Here is a 15467-nt window from a genome sequence, read left to right on the forward strand (position 1 = left end):
ATGAGACATCTTTTAAGGGTCGTTGGAGATGACAACGTTGATAGGCTACAGGTGTAAAGTCAGTAATGGCATAGCCGAGTAGTACTAATTACCCGTAGATTTATAGCCTAATAAGGCGCCCCGTAAGTGCATCAAAGGTTTACTCTTTGTGAAAGTTTTTATCGATAAAAATAATTTAACAATTTATCAATGTACCAGTTTACCAATTGTTATACTGTTATATTGCCTTCATTGTTATATTAAACCATATTTAGGGTGGTTTTAGCAGAGGGGCTCACCTGTTCCCATTCCGAACACAGAAGTTAAGCCCTCTAGCGCCGATGGTACTGCGAAAGCGGGAGAGTAGGTCGCCGCCAGTTTTTTTAATCCTCATTCATGTATTTGATTGAGGATTTTTTGTGTTTATACAACTCAATTTACGACTGTTATACAGTTTAAATACTTCCTAACGGTACAGAAATTACCAGAATCTTTATCGCTTACGAATATCCGACAGGAAAATAGTGGAAGAGGATTTCAACGCAGCTCTTTATTTCAATAAACTTAATATAATTAATTGTTTTAGTTGCAACGCAAATAAGGAGCGGAAACGATAGGTTTGTAATGTGAGTTACGTAATAGTTTAGTATAAAATTAAGGGTTTACGTATTTAATTTAATCTGCTATTTAGAATTTACTTAAAATACCCCAGTGGATTTTAGTATCGCCAAATTTTACAGGGTTCCCAAATTCGTTTCCGTTGGAGATCTGAAAGCTCATTAAACCTATCGGCAAAAAAAAGTTGAATCCCAGCCCGAAACTGTACAGTTTAGGTTTAAGGGAAAGGCTCTTGTTATTCAGCTCCCCATATTGTCCAAAGACATCAAAGAACGCCTGATTTCCTGCCAGAAAGCGATACTCTGCAGTCCCGAAATAGTAAAAATCTGCAAAAAGAGCATTCTCATTAAAACCCCGAAAGGAATTCCAGCCACCAAAACGAAGCAATTCGTTTGCAACCAACTCATTTTTTGAGTTTATCAGTGCGGTTTCTGCTCTAAGATTTAAATAGTGATTGCCGGAAATATAGAAATTCCGTTCCCCGTAAAAGAAAAAATTATTTTGAGATATTTGGGTGTTATCCTTCGAATATAATGTCGAAATATAATCTGCGGACGCACGAATCTTTGTTTTATGCATAAAAAGTTCAATTTCAGACGGTTCGGTAAAATCATACCAAATTCCGATACCTTTTTTCCCAAAATCTTTACCCTGAATATATAAGGAATCCATTACAGAAGAAGTTTCGAAAGTTCCTCTAAGTCCCAATTTCTGCCGGTTGCTGAGATGAAGATAAAGACTGGGTAGAAATTTAACATTAGCAAACGTTGAATCCTGACGATAAATGTTAACATTAAGATCCAGTCCCAGGTTCGATTTAAAAAGATAAGGAATATCGGTTTTCAGATCGAAAATCTGACCTTTGTCGGGATTTCTCTGCCAAAAGATATTTACTGTTTCGAAACTGTTGAACATGTTCCGGAAGTTCATATTTAAACTTCCATTGAAAGTAAATTTCTCTGTCTTGTCATTACCAAACCCAATTATTCCGTCGAAAGAATTAGACTTTCTTTTTTGCAGAAAAAGAAATACCTGGGTAGAATCTTTTGTAAAAAGTGTTTGTGCAGGTTTTTCAAGCGAAATGAAAGGGTGATTTTGTAAAGACTGATTAATCCGGATTAGGTTTTCATCTGCATAAATTTTTCCCTGAAAATCTTTTTCTAAATTTTTTACAAACCGTTTCGGAACTTTACCGTAACCTTTAATAACAAAACTGTTTATTTTTCGCTGCTCACCGCTTACTACCGAAATTTCAATGTGAGGAATATGTTGCTGCATTCCCAGAAATTTAGATTTTACTCTATTGAATGTAAAACCTCTGGCCCGGTAACTCGCGTTAATCTCTTTTTTAAGAGAATCCAGATTTTTGGTAAAGAACTCTTGTTTAAGATTTAAGTTTTTAGCAATCTCTTCAGTTAGTTTTACGTTTGCTTCATTAAAGTTTTTCCCTGTGTCGAAATAGATTTCGGTTCTGTTTGCTTCTTTTTTTACATTCCGCAGCTCAGTTAAGTAATAGTTGTTTTGGGTAAGAGAATCGAGAAATTTAACCGCAGAAACCGAATCTTTAACCAAAGTTTTCTCGTCAGTCTGTATATTAATCAGCCAAAATTCTTTCTCTTGCGCCTGCAAGGAAATACAAAAAAATATCAGAAGTATGTGGAAAAAGGATTTCAAAAAAGAAGTTTCAGAATTTGAACTCAATTTACGCAAGTTTATTATATTTTAGAAATTATATTTTTTCAATTTGATGATCTTAAAAAAAATTTATTGTATGTGAAATTCTCTGTATCTGCGGTAATTTGTTTCGGCTATAAAAATTAATTCTTTACCTTTATCAACTTATAAGTAAAGTAAGAATTAATACAATTGCAAGTTGATTTTATGAAGAAAATCGGGCTGTTTTTCGGGAGTTTTAATCCTATTCATATTGGGCATTTAATTTTAGCGAACTATATTATAGAGAATTCTGATATGGATGAACTTTGGTTTGTTGTAAGTCCGCAGAATCCTTTCAAAGAAAAAAAATCGCTGCTGAACGACCATAACAGACTCGATATGGTGCAACTCGCCATTAAAAATTATCCGAAAATGAAAGCTTCGAATGTTGAGTTTTCTCTTCCGAAACCAAGCTATACAATCGATACACTAACTTATCTGCACGAAAAATATCCCGATTATTCCTTTGCTTTAATTATGGGAGAAGACAATCTGGAAGGACTTTCGAAATGGAAAAATTCAGAAACACTCGTGAAAAATCATCAGATTATTGTTTATCCCAGAAGTTTTGAAGGTGAAAAGAAAGATCACGAATATCTTCAGCATGAAAACATTTCCCTTATCCAGGCACCTATTATCGAGATTTCGGCCACACAGATACGAAAGATGATTAAAGACGGAAAAAATGTGCGCCCAATGTTGCCGCCGGAAGTTTTCGATTATCTTGACGGAAGCGCGTTCTACAGGTAATAGTAGGTTTAAATAATGAATATAATGAATATCATAGAAAAATTTTTCTCAAAATATCCTCAGGAAAAAGTAATCGGTTGGTTTAAGAAAATCTGCATTGCAGAAGCGATTTCGTGGTTTTTTCTCTTCACTGCAATGATCTGGATAAGGTATGACCGCGACGGCTTTTTACCAACGATATATATTATTATTGTAGGCAATATTCACGGATTATTTTTCACCCTTTATCTTCTTCTTCTGCTTCCCGCAAGAAAAATATATAACTGGGATGACGAAGACACCGTTTTTGCGCTTCTTGCCGCATTTTTTCCGTTCGCAACTGTTTGGGCAGATACAAAACTTGCCAAATTTAACAGGGAAGAAAATTAAACACCTTATACTTTTTTAATACATCATTATAATCGCAAAGTGGAAATTTTTTCCACTTTTTTATTTTCCAATGTAACAATTCTTTGGTCCAAGTTGTCTAATTGTATAAAGATAGATCTTCTTATAAAATTTTATTACTGATAATCAAGTAATTAATTTTGGAAAATTATTTATCTACTACTTTGTATTGCATGATACTAAAATAATTATATATCTTTGCAATACAAAACTAATAAGGCAAAAAACTAATAACCAATTAAGAAAAGGAGGGAAGAAAAAACTAATCACCAACCACAACTGATAACCAAATCAAAAACTAATAACCCATCTTCCTTCTTTTTCTTTTAAAACTTTTAACCATGAAAAAACTCATTATTTCACTTTCAATTCTTTCCGGAATAATTGCTTTCGGGCAGGCAACCGTCAAGAATGATTCAGCAAAAGTTCACAACATTCAGGAAGTTTTAATGACCAAAAAAGTCTTCAAAAAAGAAAGCGACCGTTTCGTGTACGACATCTCCAATGCGCCTGTTGCAAAAGGAAGTACAACTTTTGACATTCTTAAACAGACGCCTCTTATTTCAACCACCGACGAAAGCACCCTGAAAATTGCGGGAAAGAATAATGCAATCATCTACATCGATGGTAAGAAAAGCAATATGGATGCACAGTCTTTAGCGCAGTTTCTTAAAAATACGCCGGCGGAAAATATTCAGAAGATCGAAGTGATTACAATGCCGGGAAGTGAATTTCAGGTGGAAGCTTCGGACGGAATCATCAATATCGTGATGAAAAAGAAAATGACCAACGGACTGAACGGAAACATCAGAATGGCGAGTTCGGCAAATATTTACAGCAGCAATTCCTCAAGTTTTTCCGCAAATTACAGAAAAGATAAATTAGGCATTTCTGCAAATTTAACAGGCAGCGAAAATATACAACCTCAAAGTTATGTTCTGCGAAACGGTAACAGTAAGGCAACCAATGAATCTGTTGGTGATATCATTGACCCTAACAAAAATTTGGGCGGCTACCTGAATATTGATTACCAGTTAACCGAAAAATCGAATATGGCTTTGTCCTGGAATACCTGGGCAAATAAAAGTTATAATTCAACCGTTAATCTTTTTAATACCATCAGAACGCTTAAGGAGGGAAATGTGTGGGAAACAAAATACAGCAGATCTAAAAATAAAGAAGACGCACGTTCTTACAATAACAGTGTAAACTTAAATTATGAACTGAAAACGGACAGTCTGGGAAGTAAATTAAATCTGAATGCCGCTTATTTGAATTTTAAAAGATTCCAGGGTACAGATAATAATACCTATGAATCTACAGCCGATGGGATTGATTTGTACAGATCGCGTTATGTGTCCCAGAGTCTACCGCAGCTTATCAATAATTTTTCAGGAATGGCAGATTATATTCAGAAATTTAAAAATGATTTAACGGTTTCCGTCGGCGGAAATTATAATAAAACAAAAACCGATAACGACACCCAGAGTGTAACTTCTATCTTCAATGCAGATGGCAGTTTGGCAGAAGTATATAACGCAGAAGGCATTAAAATAGATAATCCTTTGAGCACGCCGAACCATTTTCTGTATGACGAAAATATCTACGGGCTTTACGTTACGGTTGAGAAGAAATTCTCGGATAAATTTTCCGGAAAAATCGGAACCCGTTACGAAATGACGAAAAGTACAGGTACTTCGGATAACGCACAGGATGTGAATTTGCGAAACATTGAAAGAAATTACAGCAATGTTCTTCCTTATCTCAGTCTGAACTATGCGATTAATGAAAAAAACAATGTTTCGTATGCATTTTCGAGCAGAATGAGAAGGCCGAGTTTCTGGGAAATCAATCCGGTTAAAAATATTCTTACCGAGAATAATTATGTGCAGAACAACCCTTTTGTAAAGGCGTCTTCAAGCTATAATCAGGAACTTACCTATATGTTCAAAAATTCATATTTCCTGATTTTGAATCATTCTTTGGAGAAAGATATTATCACGCAGGTTCCTTTACAGGGAATTCCGGTTCATGCGGACGGAAGCGTGGGCACACAGAATCAGCTGCGTTATATAAGAACCAATTTCGGCGACAAACAGGAAATGTCTGCAATGTTTGGGATTCAGAAGTCTTTTTTCAAACAGGCATGGACGACCAATTTCAACATCGGGGTGCAGCATAACAAAAATAATGGAAGTTTAAGTGTAGATCCTACCACTGGCGATATTTTTCCGCTGTACACAAATAATACCAGCTCTACAAGTTTTGTGGTGCAAACCAATAACAATATCCGTTTGGACGAGAAGAAAACCTGGTTTGCCGGCGTGAATTTCTTTTATGTAGACAAACAGCAGATTGAACTGGGAATGCTTAAAAACCTTTCAAGTCTGGATTTGAGTCTCAAAAAAATCTGGAACGACTGGACCTTTACCGTAAATGTAAACGATATTTTGAAAACAAACATTGTAGAAGTGGAGGATTATCAGGAAAACGGCAATTACAATTACGTACAGAACAACATGTACAGACAAAGTGTTGGCGCAAGTATCGTATACAGCTTCGGAAATCAAAAGGTGAAAAAGGTGAGAAACATCGAAAGTGCTTCCGACGAAATAAAATCGAGAACCAAATAATTTTTTCTATACTTAATTATATTTTTCAAAATAATCCCCGAAATTTTTCGGGGATTATTGATTTTTTTATGAATTTCCGATTAAATATTCTTCGGCAAAAACACTTCAGCCAACATGCATCTTGCACTTCCGCCGCCGTTGGTTTCAATCGTATTCAAATCTGAGTAAATGATTTCGCAATATTTTTCGATATTTTGAATTTGTGCGGGAGTTAGAGATTTATAGGCACTTTCGCTCATAACCAAAAATTTATCCCCGGCTTCATTCTGTACCTGAAGCATGTTTCCGGCAAACTGCTGCAATTGGTCTTCCGAGATTTCTATGATTTCTTTTCCGGTCGATTTAATGACTTCCTGCACTTTTTCACGCTCCAATTCATCATCAATACAATCCAGACAAATCACTACAAATTTGTCGGCAACACACATCATTACGTTGGTGTGGTAAATTGGAAGTCTTTGGTCGCCGGCATTTTGGTAAGAATGAAATACAACAGGCTTGAAACCGAATTTCTGGCAAAACTGGCGGAAAAGTTCCTCATCTAACCTCAGTGAAACCGAACCGTAAGCTATTTTGTGTTCGTGATCGAAAATCATGCTTCCTGTACCTTCAAGAAACCTGTCCTGATCTTCAAAATGTGATAAATCATCGATTTCGGTAATCTCAAAACCGTTGTCTTTAATGATTTCTAAAATATCGGATCTGCGTTCAACTCTTCTGTTTGGGGCAAACATCGGATAGAGTACTACTTTCCCGTCGCTGTGAAAACTTACCCAGTTATTCGGAAAGATAGAATCCGGAGTATGTGGATCCAAAGTATCTTTAACGGTGATAACGTTGATGCCTTTGCTCTTTAATTTATCTACAAAACTGTTGAATTCCTCAAGAGCTTTTGTCTGGATGTCAGCATCTTTTTGTTCGACCTGAAAGTAATTGTTTTGTGCGGTTTGGGCGTTGTAACCGAAAGCGATAGGTTCCACCATCAGAACCGTGCTGGCTGTTTGCATGAAATATTGTTTTTATTAGTATTAATCTGTGGTTGAACAAAAATACTTAAATTTATAGACAATAAAGAAATCATGTTAGAAATTGCCTGCTTTGAAATAACCTCTGCTGAAACTGCCCTGAAATGCGTGGCAGACCGAATCGAATTTTGCGATAATATCGACCTTGGCGGCACAACACCCAATTTCTACGAATTCCGGTATCTGAAATCAAATTATGCAACGCCAATTTACGTGATGATTCGGCCAAAAGGCGGTTCGTTTTTTTATTCGGAAGCCGAATTTACAGAAATGAAAAGCAGTATCATCAGTTTCCGCGAAGCCGGAGCAGATGGTTTTGTGTTTGGTGTTTTGGATGTAAATAATGAAATTGATGAAGAAAAAAATACAGCGTTAATTGCACTTGCAGGAGACAGACCATGCACGTTCCACCGTGCGTTCGACCGGACTGCGGATTTGGATAAATCAATTCAGACCTTGATCAGCCTGGGTTTTAAAACCGTTTTAACCTCAGGCGGAAAACCTGATGCTATGAAAGGGAAAGAGAATCTGAAAGAACTCATTTCAAAATACGGTAACCAGATCGAAATTTTAATCGGTGGCGGCGTTCGCTCCGAAAATGTTCAGCAGCTCAAAGAATTTACCGGCGCAACGAGTTTTCACTCTTCTGCAATTCTTAAATATGATACTTTCGCAAGTGAGGAAGAAATTAAAAAACTTAAAATGCTGAGTTCTTAACTTCTGCTTTTTCTTAATCACGTACCAGCGGCAAAGTAGAGCAGCGGAGTAAACCACCCATTTTTGATATTTCCCGGTACGGAATTTCCTCAACTGAAATTCCCCATTCATTCCGGAGATGATTGTTCAGTCGTGTAAACGAAGAATCTGAAACTACAATTTCTTCAGAAATCGAAAAAATATTAGGATTCATTTCGAACATTTCCTGCTGCGTTACATGGAAGCAGTTTTCTTCCCCGAAAATGTCGATTAAAAGTCTGTAATCACTTTCATCAACAAAACCATCTTTGTAAATAATGCATTTATCCTTTCCTACGGGATTGAAAGTACAGTCCAGATGCAGAATTCCCTGATAAGGATCGGTATCATTTTTCTTCAGCTCCAGATCGATGATTCTTTTTTTGGGAAAATATTCTTTCAGAATTTCAATAGCATATTCATTGGTTCTGGCAGTTTTAAAATTTCTGTAATCTTCAGAGAAACAGGTTCCGATAAACAGAAAATCATTCCACACAATTACATCCCCACCTTCAATATGTGCAGAGTCCGGAAGATTGATGATCTTCTTCCAGCCTACCCGCGCAAAAATTTTACGGTAGGCATCCTGCTCATCATAGCGATCCTGAATAATATTTGAAATGATCATTTTATCATCAATCACGAAAGCGACATCGCGCGCAAAAACCTGATTATAGTTCTCAATAAGGTGCGGTCTGTAGACCTCCACATCGTGTTTTTTCAAAACTTTTTCGAAGGCAGTCATCTCATCGACGATATCTTTTTCCTGAGGATAAATCCCGTTTTGTAAGGAATGATAGGATTTTGCATCATAGCTGTCTTCTAAAGAATGGGCCGGACCCATAGAATTTGGCAAGCCAAGTACAACGGATTTTAGTTTCGATGTTTCGTTGGTAATTTTAAGTTTCATAAAAAAATAGTGATGGTAACAAATTTAAACAAAGCAATTGAGGTGGAGAAATTTTTCCGTAATTTGGGTTTGATGTCGATTTGGCAGATGATTTTATTGATTTTATGACAATAGATCCTGATGAGTTATTTATCAATTGATTGGTATAATTTTGCTTAAATTTATCGCTATAGAGAGGATTATCATTAAAATTTTATAATTCTTGTTAATTTATCGTTAAAGTTGAAACAAAGCATTTTTAAATAATACTCATCTAGTATTAAATTTGAACTACTAAAAATAAATTTAGTTAATAGATTATGGACATAAATAATACATTAAAAAAACTGATTCCTTACACCTTTGTAGGTGTAATTTCCGGGGCTACCACCTTTGGAGCAATTCACTATTTCAGTGATAATAATTCCGATTCCGAGTTTTCCTATTTCGCACCCAAAAATAATGATGCCAAGTACGCATCATTTAATATGACCGGCGTTGGTGACGACTTTGTGAAAGCGTCTAAAATGACTGTTCCGGCGGTAGTTAGTATTAAAAATTATTCAAACAGAACGTCTCAACGAAGCGAACAGGATTTGTTTGATCAGTTCTTCGGCAATCCCTTTGGCGGACAGCCAAAACAGCAGCAGGCACCGAAAGACATGCCTTCGGGAATGGGTTCCGGAGTCATTATTTCGCCGGATGGTTACATTATTTCAAATAACCACGTTATTGCAGGAGCCAGTAAGCTGGAGGTGGTGCTTTCCAATAAAAAATCTTATGTAGCTAATTTGGTAGGGACCGACCCAACTACAGATATTGCACTTTTAAAAATTGAAGAAAAAGGATTGCCTTACCTGAATTTTGCCAATTCCGACAATGTGGAAGTAGGCCAGTGGGTTTTGGCTGTCGGCAACCCGATGGGTTTAAACTCAACAGTAACTGCAGGAATTGTTTCGGCAAAAGGTAGAAGTATTGATTTGCTTAGCCAGCAATCCAGAACACCGATTGAAAGTTTTATTCAGACTGATGCGGCAATTAATCCAGGAAACTCAGGAGGAGCGTTAGTGAATCCTAATGGTGAACTGATCGGAATTAACTCTGCAATTTCATCGAAAACCGGTTATTATGAAGGTTACGGTTTTGCAGTTCCATCAAATCTTGCCAGAAAAGTGGTGGAAGATATCAAGAAATTCGGATTGGTACAGCGTGGTTTCCTTGGCGTAAAATCTCTGGATTTATCGGATACACGTCAGGTTTCAATTTATAACCAGCAGAATAAAACCAATATTAAATCTGGCGATGGCGTATATCTCATCGAAGTTGTAGATAAAGGCGGTGCTGAAGCCGCGGGATTAAGACCTGGAGATATCATTACCAAAGTTGATGAAACGCTTGTCTCTAACTATTATGATCTTTCTTTCGCTGTCGGAAGCAAAAGACCAGGCGACAAAGTAGCCGTTACGTATTTAAGAAACGGCAGAACCAATACTGTAAATGTAACTTTGAGAGACGAAAAGGGTGGAACTTCATTCAGAAGCAAAGCTGATCTTACAGTAACCGAAAAAATTGGTGCTGATTTCGAACCTTTAAGCGAACGGTTTAAGACAGATTATGGGCTCAACAGCGGAGTAATTGCTAAAAACGTTGTGGCAGGCAGCGAAATGTCGAAAATTGGCGTAGTTGATAATTATATCGTTATTGAAGTAAATGGAAAGCCTGTAAACTCGCAGAAAGATGTGGAAAAAATCCTTCAGGGTTACAACGGAAACGTTCAGGTAAAATATGTGGACGAATACGGAAGAATAACAACAAGAGGCTTTAAAATGCCTTAACCCATTTTAAAAACCGAAAACGCAGCTTTTATTGAGCTGCGTTTTTTTTATGCTGAATTTTCTTCAATCTTTTCTTTTTCCGTTCGTAAATCACTTCTGTAATTTTTCCTCCAATCCATGAAAAGGGGAAGAATGTCAGGAATATTAAAATCTTATAAAAAGTAGGATGATACGGGAAAATAATAATGTCGAGCATCGCGATAAAGAGTAAAATAAACCCAATTAAAATCGCGTAGGCAACTTTGGCATATTTCACGATGATTGCAGTAACAACACCACCCACAGTAGCTGCAATGCCCGAAGAAATAAGCAATGCGACGAAGAAATACGGTTTGTTTTCCATCGCTTTCAGAAGCTGTTCCCAATTCCCGAACGGCGAATATTCATCATAGGTAATCCATGATGAATTAAGTCTCACTCCCAATGAAATGATGAGTGCTGCAACAGCGAGACCTACTAAAACCGCAATCGTATTCCTAATGAAATTCATTTAAAACTGATGTGCAATCATTGAAATTTCAATATCTACATTTTTGGGCAGACAGGAAACCTGTACGGTTTCTCTTGCCGGAAAACTCTCAGGATCCAGATATGATGCGTAAATATCATTCATTACTGCGAAATCATCCATATTTTTTAGAAAAATCGTTGCTTTCACCACGTTTTTAAAAGTCATTCCTGCTTCCTTCAAAATTGCTTCAAGATTTTTCATGACTTGATGGGTCTCTTTTTCGATGCCTTCTTCAAGTTTTCCGGTTTGGGGATTCAGTGGAATCTGGCCGGAGATGTATAAAATCCCGTTGGCAAAATTAGCCTGTGAATAAGGACCAATTGCTGCAGGCGCATTAGAAGTGGAAATTATTTTTTTCATATTGATAATATTGGCAAATATAAAACTAATGTTTAATTCTTTAAAATTTAAAACGGTGCATTTGGCTGTGTAAAACTGCGGTCTTTATATTTCAGGGCGTCGCGCAGGATATTCGCTTTAATTCCGATAAAGAAATCATACACTTTGTACTGTCCATAGGGAATCCAGTTGAAATTGATGGTAAAACTGCGCTGATCCCGTGAGAAACCAAGCTGTGTATTGGCAATTTCTTTTGTAATAACGTCGTAATAAAGGTTTCCGGTAATGTTCCAGAACGGTGTAAGTTTTATACTCCCATCTAATCCGATAGATGCCATTTTGTTCCCAAAACGTGTCAGGCTTCTGGTGTAGCTGTACTGGGCATTGATGTTTAAAGTCCACGGTTGGGTGAAACGTGCATAGTTATCATCATCAAAGTAATAATCTTCGTTGCGGATTTCTCCTTTTTTACTATACTTTTTAGACAGGTCTTCTTTGTCTTTTTTATCGAAAATTTCGCTGCTCAAAGGATATGAAAGTTGCGCGTTGAAACCCTGAACACTGAAATGCCCAAAATTTTCGGTCCGGATTCCGGTGTCTTCACCTGGCGCAAAAATAATTTGGTAAGGCTCCAGATTCAATCCTGTATTCAGGTTTAGCTTTTCAAATATTGTGGTCTGCCCGCTGAAACTGAAGATTGACCATTTGTGGGTTGGCGCCGCGAAGTTATAATTCGTGTTGAAATTTAAACTTTCGAAGATTTTTATTTTTTTGATGCCTGTAGAATCTTTTTTAGACCGTACTTTCATCTCTAAATTATTATTCACTGAAAAACTCAGCGCCTGAACCAGTCCTGAATTTGGAGAACCGATGATTCCGCGGTCGAAAATGGAATAAGGTGTCATTTCGCCCCGATCATTGGCGTAGGTTTTATAGTACCCGAAACTGGCTGCCGAAAAATCCGGAGAGTAACTGAAGCCAATTTGTGGAGTCATCATGTGACGGATTGCCTGGATTGAAGATTCTTTTTTAAAGTTCAGCATCCCGTAAAGTACAGTCTGTAAACTTACTCCGGTAGAAAAGGAAGAATATCCGGCGATTTTTTTATTCAGAATGTCGTCGACACGGTTCGTAATCGGATTGTAAGTCCTAGTCAATGTTTTGGTTGTCAAAGCATTGTCAATATTGGCTGATAGTGAGAATGTAAAATACTTGGCAATTGTTGTATTGGTGCCCAGTGTAATATTGTTTTTCAGTCCGGTCTGCATTTTATCCCACATCGTTTGGGTGAAAAGTTCGCCTTCATTGGTTTGTACATAGTTATTAAAATTCAGACCGGTATTTACGGTGATGTTTTCTAAAAGGCCCTGTCTTACTCCGGTTTTAGGTTTAAATAAATAAAACTGATTGATTGCTACGTTCAGTACCGGTAATTTTAGATCAGCCAGTCCGGTTGAGAAGTTTTGGGAGTAAGATGAAGTTCCGGTAATCGTAATCGGAAGCGTAAGAAACCTTTTTACAACACTTACACTGGAGTTTTGCTGAGCATTCAGGTTATTTTGGTTGAACGCGTAATTATTATTTACTGTGTTGTTATAGAATTTATTACTTACCACATCTACAGAAGCAGAAAAAGTAAGGAAGGGATTCGCTTTGCTATCCTGCTGATGGCGCCACGCAATTCTGTAGGTGCGGCTTTTCGAATAATCTGATAAACCTTTGATTCCACGTACAGTGTTCCCCACATCTGCAGAAAAGTTCCCGGAGTAGCGGTAATTTTTCTTGTAATTCATTTCCGGCCGGAGATTCCAGCTTCCTTTAGTATAAATGTCGGCTAGAATTTTCAAATCAAAATGTTCTCCGATGGGTTGATAATATCCAAGAGAGTTCAGGAAAAATCCGACATCTTCTCTCTCACCAAAACTCGGAATCAGGATTCCTGCGCTCCGTTTATCTGAAAAAGGAAGTATCGCAAAAGGCATGATCAGCGGAGTAGGAACCTGCTCGATATACATCTGTATCGGTCCGGTTATAACCTGCGATTTGTCTTTCCCTTTAATTAATTTGATGTTTGGCGCAAGCAGATAATAATCGGCAATTGTGTCTTTTTTCTTAATGAAATATTCGTCGGTTGTATATTTCCCGCGACGCATAAAGAAGACAGAATCGTTGTATTTCTTGGTTTTTTCAGCAATAATTACCCCTTCACTTTCTTCAGTTCTTGCATTGAAAGCTATGGCCTGACGGGTTTTGATGTTGTAAGAAAACTCGTCGTATTCATATTTTTTACCTCCCTGCACCGCAACCGCCGGATTTTTTATTCTTCCTAAAGAATCGAGCTCACCCCTTGCGAAAATCATCGATTTATTCCAGTCGATCGAAATATAATCTGCATCAATCTGCATATCCTGATATTTTACCTGAGCTTTTTTGTTCAGGTAAGTCATTTTTTTTGGTATATCATTTCGGATATTGTCGGCCTTGGTTTCCACCACTGCCTCAAGCTGTTCCTGTGCAATAATGATGGTGTCAACTTTAGGAATGGTATCATTAACTATCTTATTTTCAGGCAGAATTTGAGCGGGAGAATGTGCTAAAAAACTGTTAAAAATTAGGATAATTAGAATATGTAATATATTTTTGAAGCTCGTTTTGGCCAAAGCGATATTTTCTGTAATTTGTGGTCAAAATTAGCATAATTTTTAAAATGTAATGATGATTAACTATAGTTTTTCTTTTAAAAAATATTTTCACCTCTTTTTTCTTCTTCTTTTTTCAGTTATCGGAGCACAAAAAAAATTCACCGTTGTTCTTGATGCGGGACATGGCGGTTCGGATCATGGTGCAAACCGCTATTATAGTGAAGTTGGCACTTTACGGGAAAAAGATGTAACCCTCTCCGTTGTACTGAAGGTAGGGCGAATGTTGGAGAAAAATAAAGACTTCAAAATAATTTATACCCGTAAAATCGACGAATATCCGTCGCTTACCGAACGTACTACTTTGGCAAACCGAAGTAAAGCAGATCTTTTTATCTCTGTTCACTGCAATGCCAGCACGAAAACAAGCCCTTACGGCACTGAAACGTTTGTACAGGGACCGGACCAGAATAAAACCAATCTTGAGGTGGCAAAAGCTGAGAACGACGTAATTTATCTGGACGAGAAAGACCGTGAAATGTTTGCGTCTTATGATCCCAAATCACCAGAATCCTTAATCGCGCTGAAAATTCAGCAAAGCAAGTATTTGGAAAGCAGTCTGCTTTTCGGGAGTTTTGTAGAAGGCAATTTCGTAAAAAAGGACAAAAGATTTTCAAGAGGGGTAAAACAGCAGAACCTTCACGTGCTACGCTTGAATGCGATGCCATCAGTTCTGATTGAGACCGGCTTCATCAGTAATTATGATGATGCCATGTATCTGGCTTCAGAAAAAGGACAAAATGAAATTGCAGAAAGTATATACGATGCGATTATCGATTATAAAAAAACATTTGACAGAAATGCCACCGCGGCTCCTAAACCCGAGCCTGTGCCTGAAGAAAAACCGCTTAAAAATGATTTCAGAATTTTACTGATGTCATCTCCATCAAAATATAACAGTACAGATCCTGCGCTCAAAGGCTTGAACTATATCCTTCCGATTAAAGAGAATGGCCTGTACAAATATTATTACGGCACCACCAATTTAGCATCAGTAAGAGATAATAACCTGAAAACTGCGCGAGATGCTGGCTTCAAGAACGCAACTTCAATCTCATTTGTGCCGAACCAGAAGCTGGGAATTGGGTATTATACTCTGGAAATTGCTGTAACTTCACAGAAGCTCAGCTCCAATTCAAAAGTGCTGAATACACTGAAGGATGTGAACCGGGTAAAAGAAAACGGTAAATTTTATTATACCTACGGAAAATTTTCGAGTCTGGAGGAAGCTGTTAAAGCACAGAAAGCCATAGAGTTGAAAGGTATTGATGATTCAGTAATTCAAAAAGTTTCAAAATAAACATGGGTTTGGTATTGCAGGATTAAAACTTAATTAATATTTTTGCAGTCC

At 37.2% G+C, this 15467-nt stretch carries 12 protein-coding genes and 2 rRNA genes; 8 read left to right on the forward strand and 6 right to left on the reverse strand.

All coding sequences use genetic code 11. The features are described from left to right. Both OK344_RS11235 and rrf read left to right on the forward strand, forming a co-directional pair. Positions 1 to 109, forward strand: a 23S ribosomal RNA gene (locus OK344_RS11235); the annotation flags it as partial. A gap of 142 nt (positions 110 to 251) precedes the next feature. Beyond that, positions 252 to 359: ribosomal RNA gene (gene rrf, locus OK344_RS11240) — 5S ribosomal RNA — on the forward strand. 307 nt (positions 360 to 666) lie between these two features. On the opposite strand, the gene OK344_RS11245 is transcribed toward rrf, so the two are convergent. Next, positions 667 to 2226, reverse strand: coding sequence for a BamA/TamA family outer membrane protein (locus tag OK344_RS11245; RefSeq protein ID WP_265144876.1), 1560 nt, complete (start codon positions 2224 to 2226; stop codon positions 667 to 669). Between the two features lie 252 nt (positions 2227 to 2478). On the opposite strand from OK344_RS11245, the gene nadD reads away from it, so the two are divergent. From nadD to OK344_RS11260, 3 genes are all read left to right on the forward strand, one after another. Continuing rightward, entirely contained in the window at positions 2479 to 3063 is a 585-nt protein-coding gene (gene nadD / locus OK344_RS11250; protein ID WP_265144877.1) for a nicotinate (nicotinamide) nucleotide adenylyltransferase, read from the forward strand. A 24-nt stretch (positions 3064 to 3087) separates the two neighbouring features. Next, a complete protein-coding gene (locus OK344_RS11255; RefSeq protein ID WP_265144878.1) occupies positions 3088 to 3432 on the forward strand; it encodes a DUF3817 domain-containing protein in 345 nt (114 codons plus the stop codon). A gap of 359 nt (positions 3433 to 3791) precedes the next feature. Next, positions 3792 to 6083 carry a TonB-dependent receptor domain-containing protein gene (locus OK344_RS11260; RefSeq protein ID WP_265144879.1) on the forward strand — a complete coding sequence of 764 codons (2292 nt, stop codon included), beginning with the start codon at positions 3792 to 3794 and terminating at the stop codon, positions 6081 to 6083. 80 nt (positions 6084 to 6163) lie between these two features. Here the strand turns inward: OK344_RS11260 and ctlX are convergent, their stop codons facing one another. Next, complete coding sequence (gene ctlX / locus OK344_RS11265; RefSeq protein WP_265144880.1) at positions 6164 to 7090, reverse strand: citrulline utilization hydrolase CtlX; 927 nt, start codon at positions 7088 to 7090, stop codon at positions 6164 to 6166. A gap of 72 nt (positions 7091 to 7162) precedes the next feature. Between ctlX and OK344_RS11270 the strand changes: the two genes are divergently transcribed. Next, the gene (locus OK344_RS11270; RefSeq protein WP_265144881.1) at positions 7163 to 7825 is read left to right on the forward strand and encodes a copper homeostasis protein CutC; all 663 of its coding nucleotides are present in this window, start codon (positions 7163 to 7165) and stop codon (positions 7823 to 7825) included. 13 nt (positions 7826 to 7838) lie between these two features. Here the strand turns inward: OK344_RS11270 and OK344_RS11275 are convergent, their stop codons facing one another. Beyond that, on the reverse strand, positions 7839 to 8753 hold the full coding sequence (locus OK344_RS11275; RefSeq protein WP_265144882.1) for a dimethylarginine dimethylaminohydrolase family protein: 915 nt from the start codon (positions 8751 to 8753) through the stop codon (positions 7839 to 7841). Between the two features lie 305 nt (positions 8754 to 9058). On the opposite strand from OK344_RS11275, the gene OK344_RS11280 reads away from it, so the two are divergent. Next, on the forward strand, positions 9059 to 10567 hold the full coding sequence (locus OK344_RS11280; RefSeq protein WP_265145122.1) for a trypsin-like peptidase domain-containing protein: 1509 nt from the start codon (positions 9059 to 9061) through the stop codon (positions 10565 to 10567). Between the two features lie 28 nt (positions 10568 to 10595). On the opposite strand, the gene OK344_RS11285 is transcribed toward OK344_RS11280, so the two are convergent. The 3 genes from OK344_RS11285 to OK344_RS11295 are packed head-to-tail and all read right to left on the reverse strand — an operon-like array spanning position 10596 to position 14077. Next, on the reverse strand, positions 10596 to 11057 hold the full coding sequence (locus OK344_RS11285) for a hypothetical protein (RefSeq protein WP_088469587.1): 462 nt from the start codon (positions 11055 to 11057) through the stop codon (positions 10596 to 10598). Beyond that, positions 11058 to 11438 (reverse strand): RidA family protein, encoded by a 381-nt coding sequence (locus tag OK344_RS11290; protein ID WP_265144883.1) that lies wholly within the window; start codon positions 11436 to 11438, stop codon positions 11058 to 11060. A gap of 47 nt (positions 11439 to 11485) precedes the next feature. Continuing rightward, positions 11486 to 14077 carry a putative LPS assembly protein LptD gene (locus OK344_RS11295; RefSeq protein WP_265144884.1) on the reverse strand — a complete coding sequence of 864 codons (2592 nt, stop codon included), beginning with the start codon at positions 14075 to 14077 and terminating at the stop codon, positions 11486 to 11488. Positions 14078 to 14132: 55 nt separating this feature from the next. Between OK344_RS11295 and OK344_RS11300 the strand changes: the two genes are divergently transcribed. Further along, positions 14133 to 15416 (forward strand): N-acetylmuramoyl-L-alanine amidase family protein, encoded by a 1284-nt coding sequence (locus OK344_RS11300; protein ID WP_265145123.1) that lies wholly within the window; start codon positions 14133 to 14135, stop codon positions 15414 to 15416. The last annotated feature ends 51 nt before the right edge of the window (positions 15417 to 15467 follow it).

The organism is Kaistella yananensis, assembly GCF_026107505.2.
Classification (GTDB): Bacteria; Bacteroidota; Bacteroidia; order Flavobacteriales; family Weeksellaceae; genus Kaistella; species Kaistella yananensis.

Excerpts from the sequence above, each read along its gene's own strand:
- OK344_RS11260 (WP_265144879.1), top strand. The coding sequence starts at position 3,792 with ATGAAAAAACTCATTATTTCACTTTCAATTCTTTCCGGAATAATTGCT.
- OK344_RS11300 (WP_265145123.1), top strand. The coding sequence starts at position 14,133 with ATGATTAACTATAGTTTTTCTTTTAAAAAATATTTTCACCTCTTTTTT.
- OK344_RS11285 (WP_088469587.1), bottom strand. The coding sequence starts at position 11,057 with ATGAATTTCATTAGGAATACGATTGCGGTTTTAGTAGGTCTCGCTGTT.
- OK344_RS11275 (WP_265144882.1), bottom strand. The coding sequence starts at position 8,753 with ATGAAACTTAAAATTACCAACGAAACATCGAAACTAAAATCCGTTGTA.
- nadD (WP_265144877.1), top strand. The coding sequence starts at position 2,479 with ATGAAGAAAATCGGGCTGTTTTTCGGGAGTTTTAATCCTATTCATATT.
- OK344_RS11270 (WP_265144881.1), top strand. The coding sequence starts at position 7,163 with ATGTTAGAAATTGCCTGCTTTGAAATAACCTCTGCTGAAACTGCCCTG.
- OK344_RS11290 (WP_265144883.1), bottom strand. The coding sequence starts at position 11,438 with ATGAAAAAAATAATTTCCACTTCTAATGCGCCTGCAGCAATTGGTCCT.
- OK344_RS11255 (WP_265144878.1), top strand. The coding sequence starts at position 3,088 with ATGAATATCATAGAAAAATTTTTCTCAAAATATCCTCAGGAAAAAGTA.
- ctlX (WP_265144880.1), bottom strand. The coding sequence starts at position 7,090 with ATGCAAACAGCCAGCACGGTTCTGATGGTGGAACCTATCGCTTTCGGT.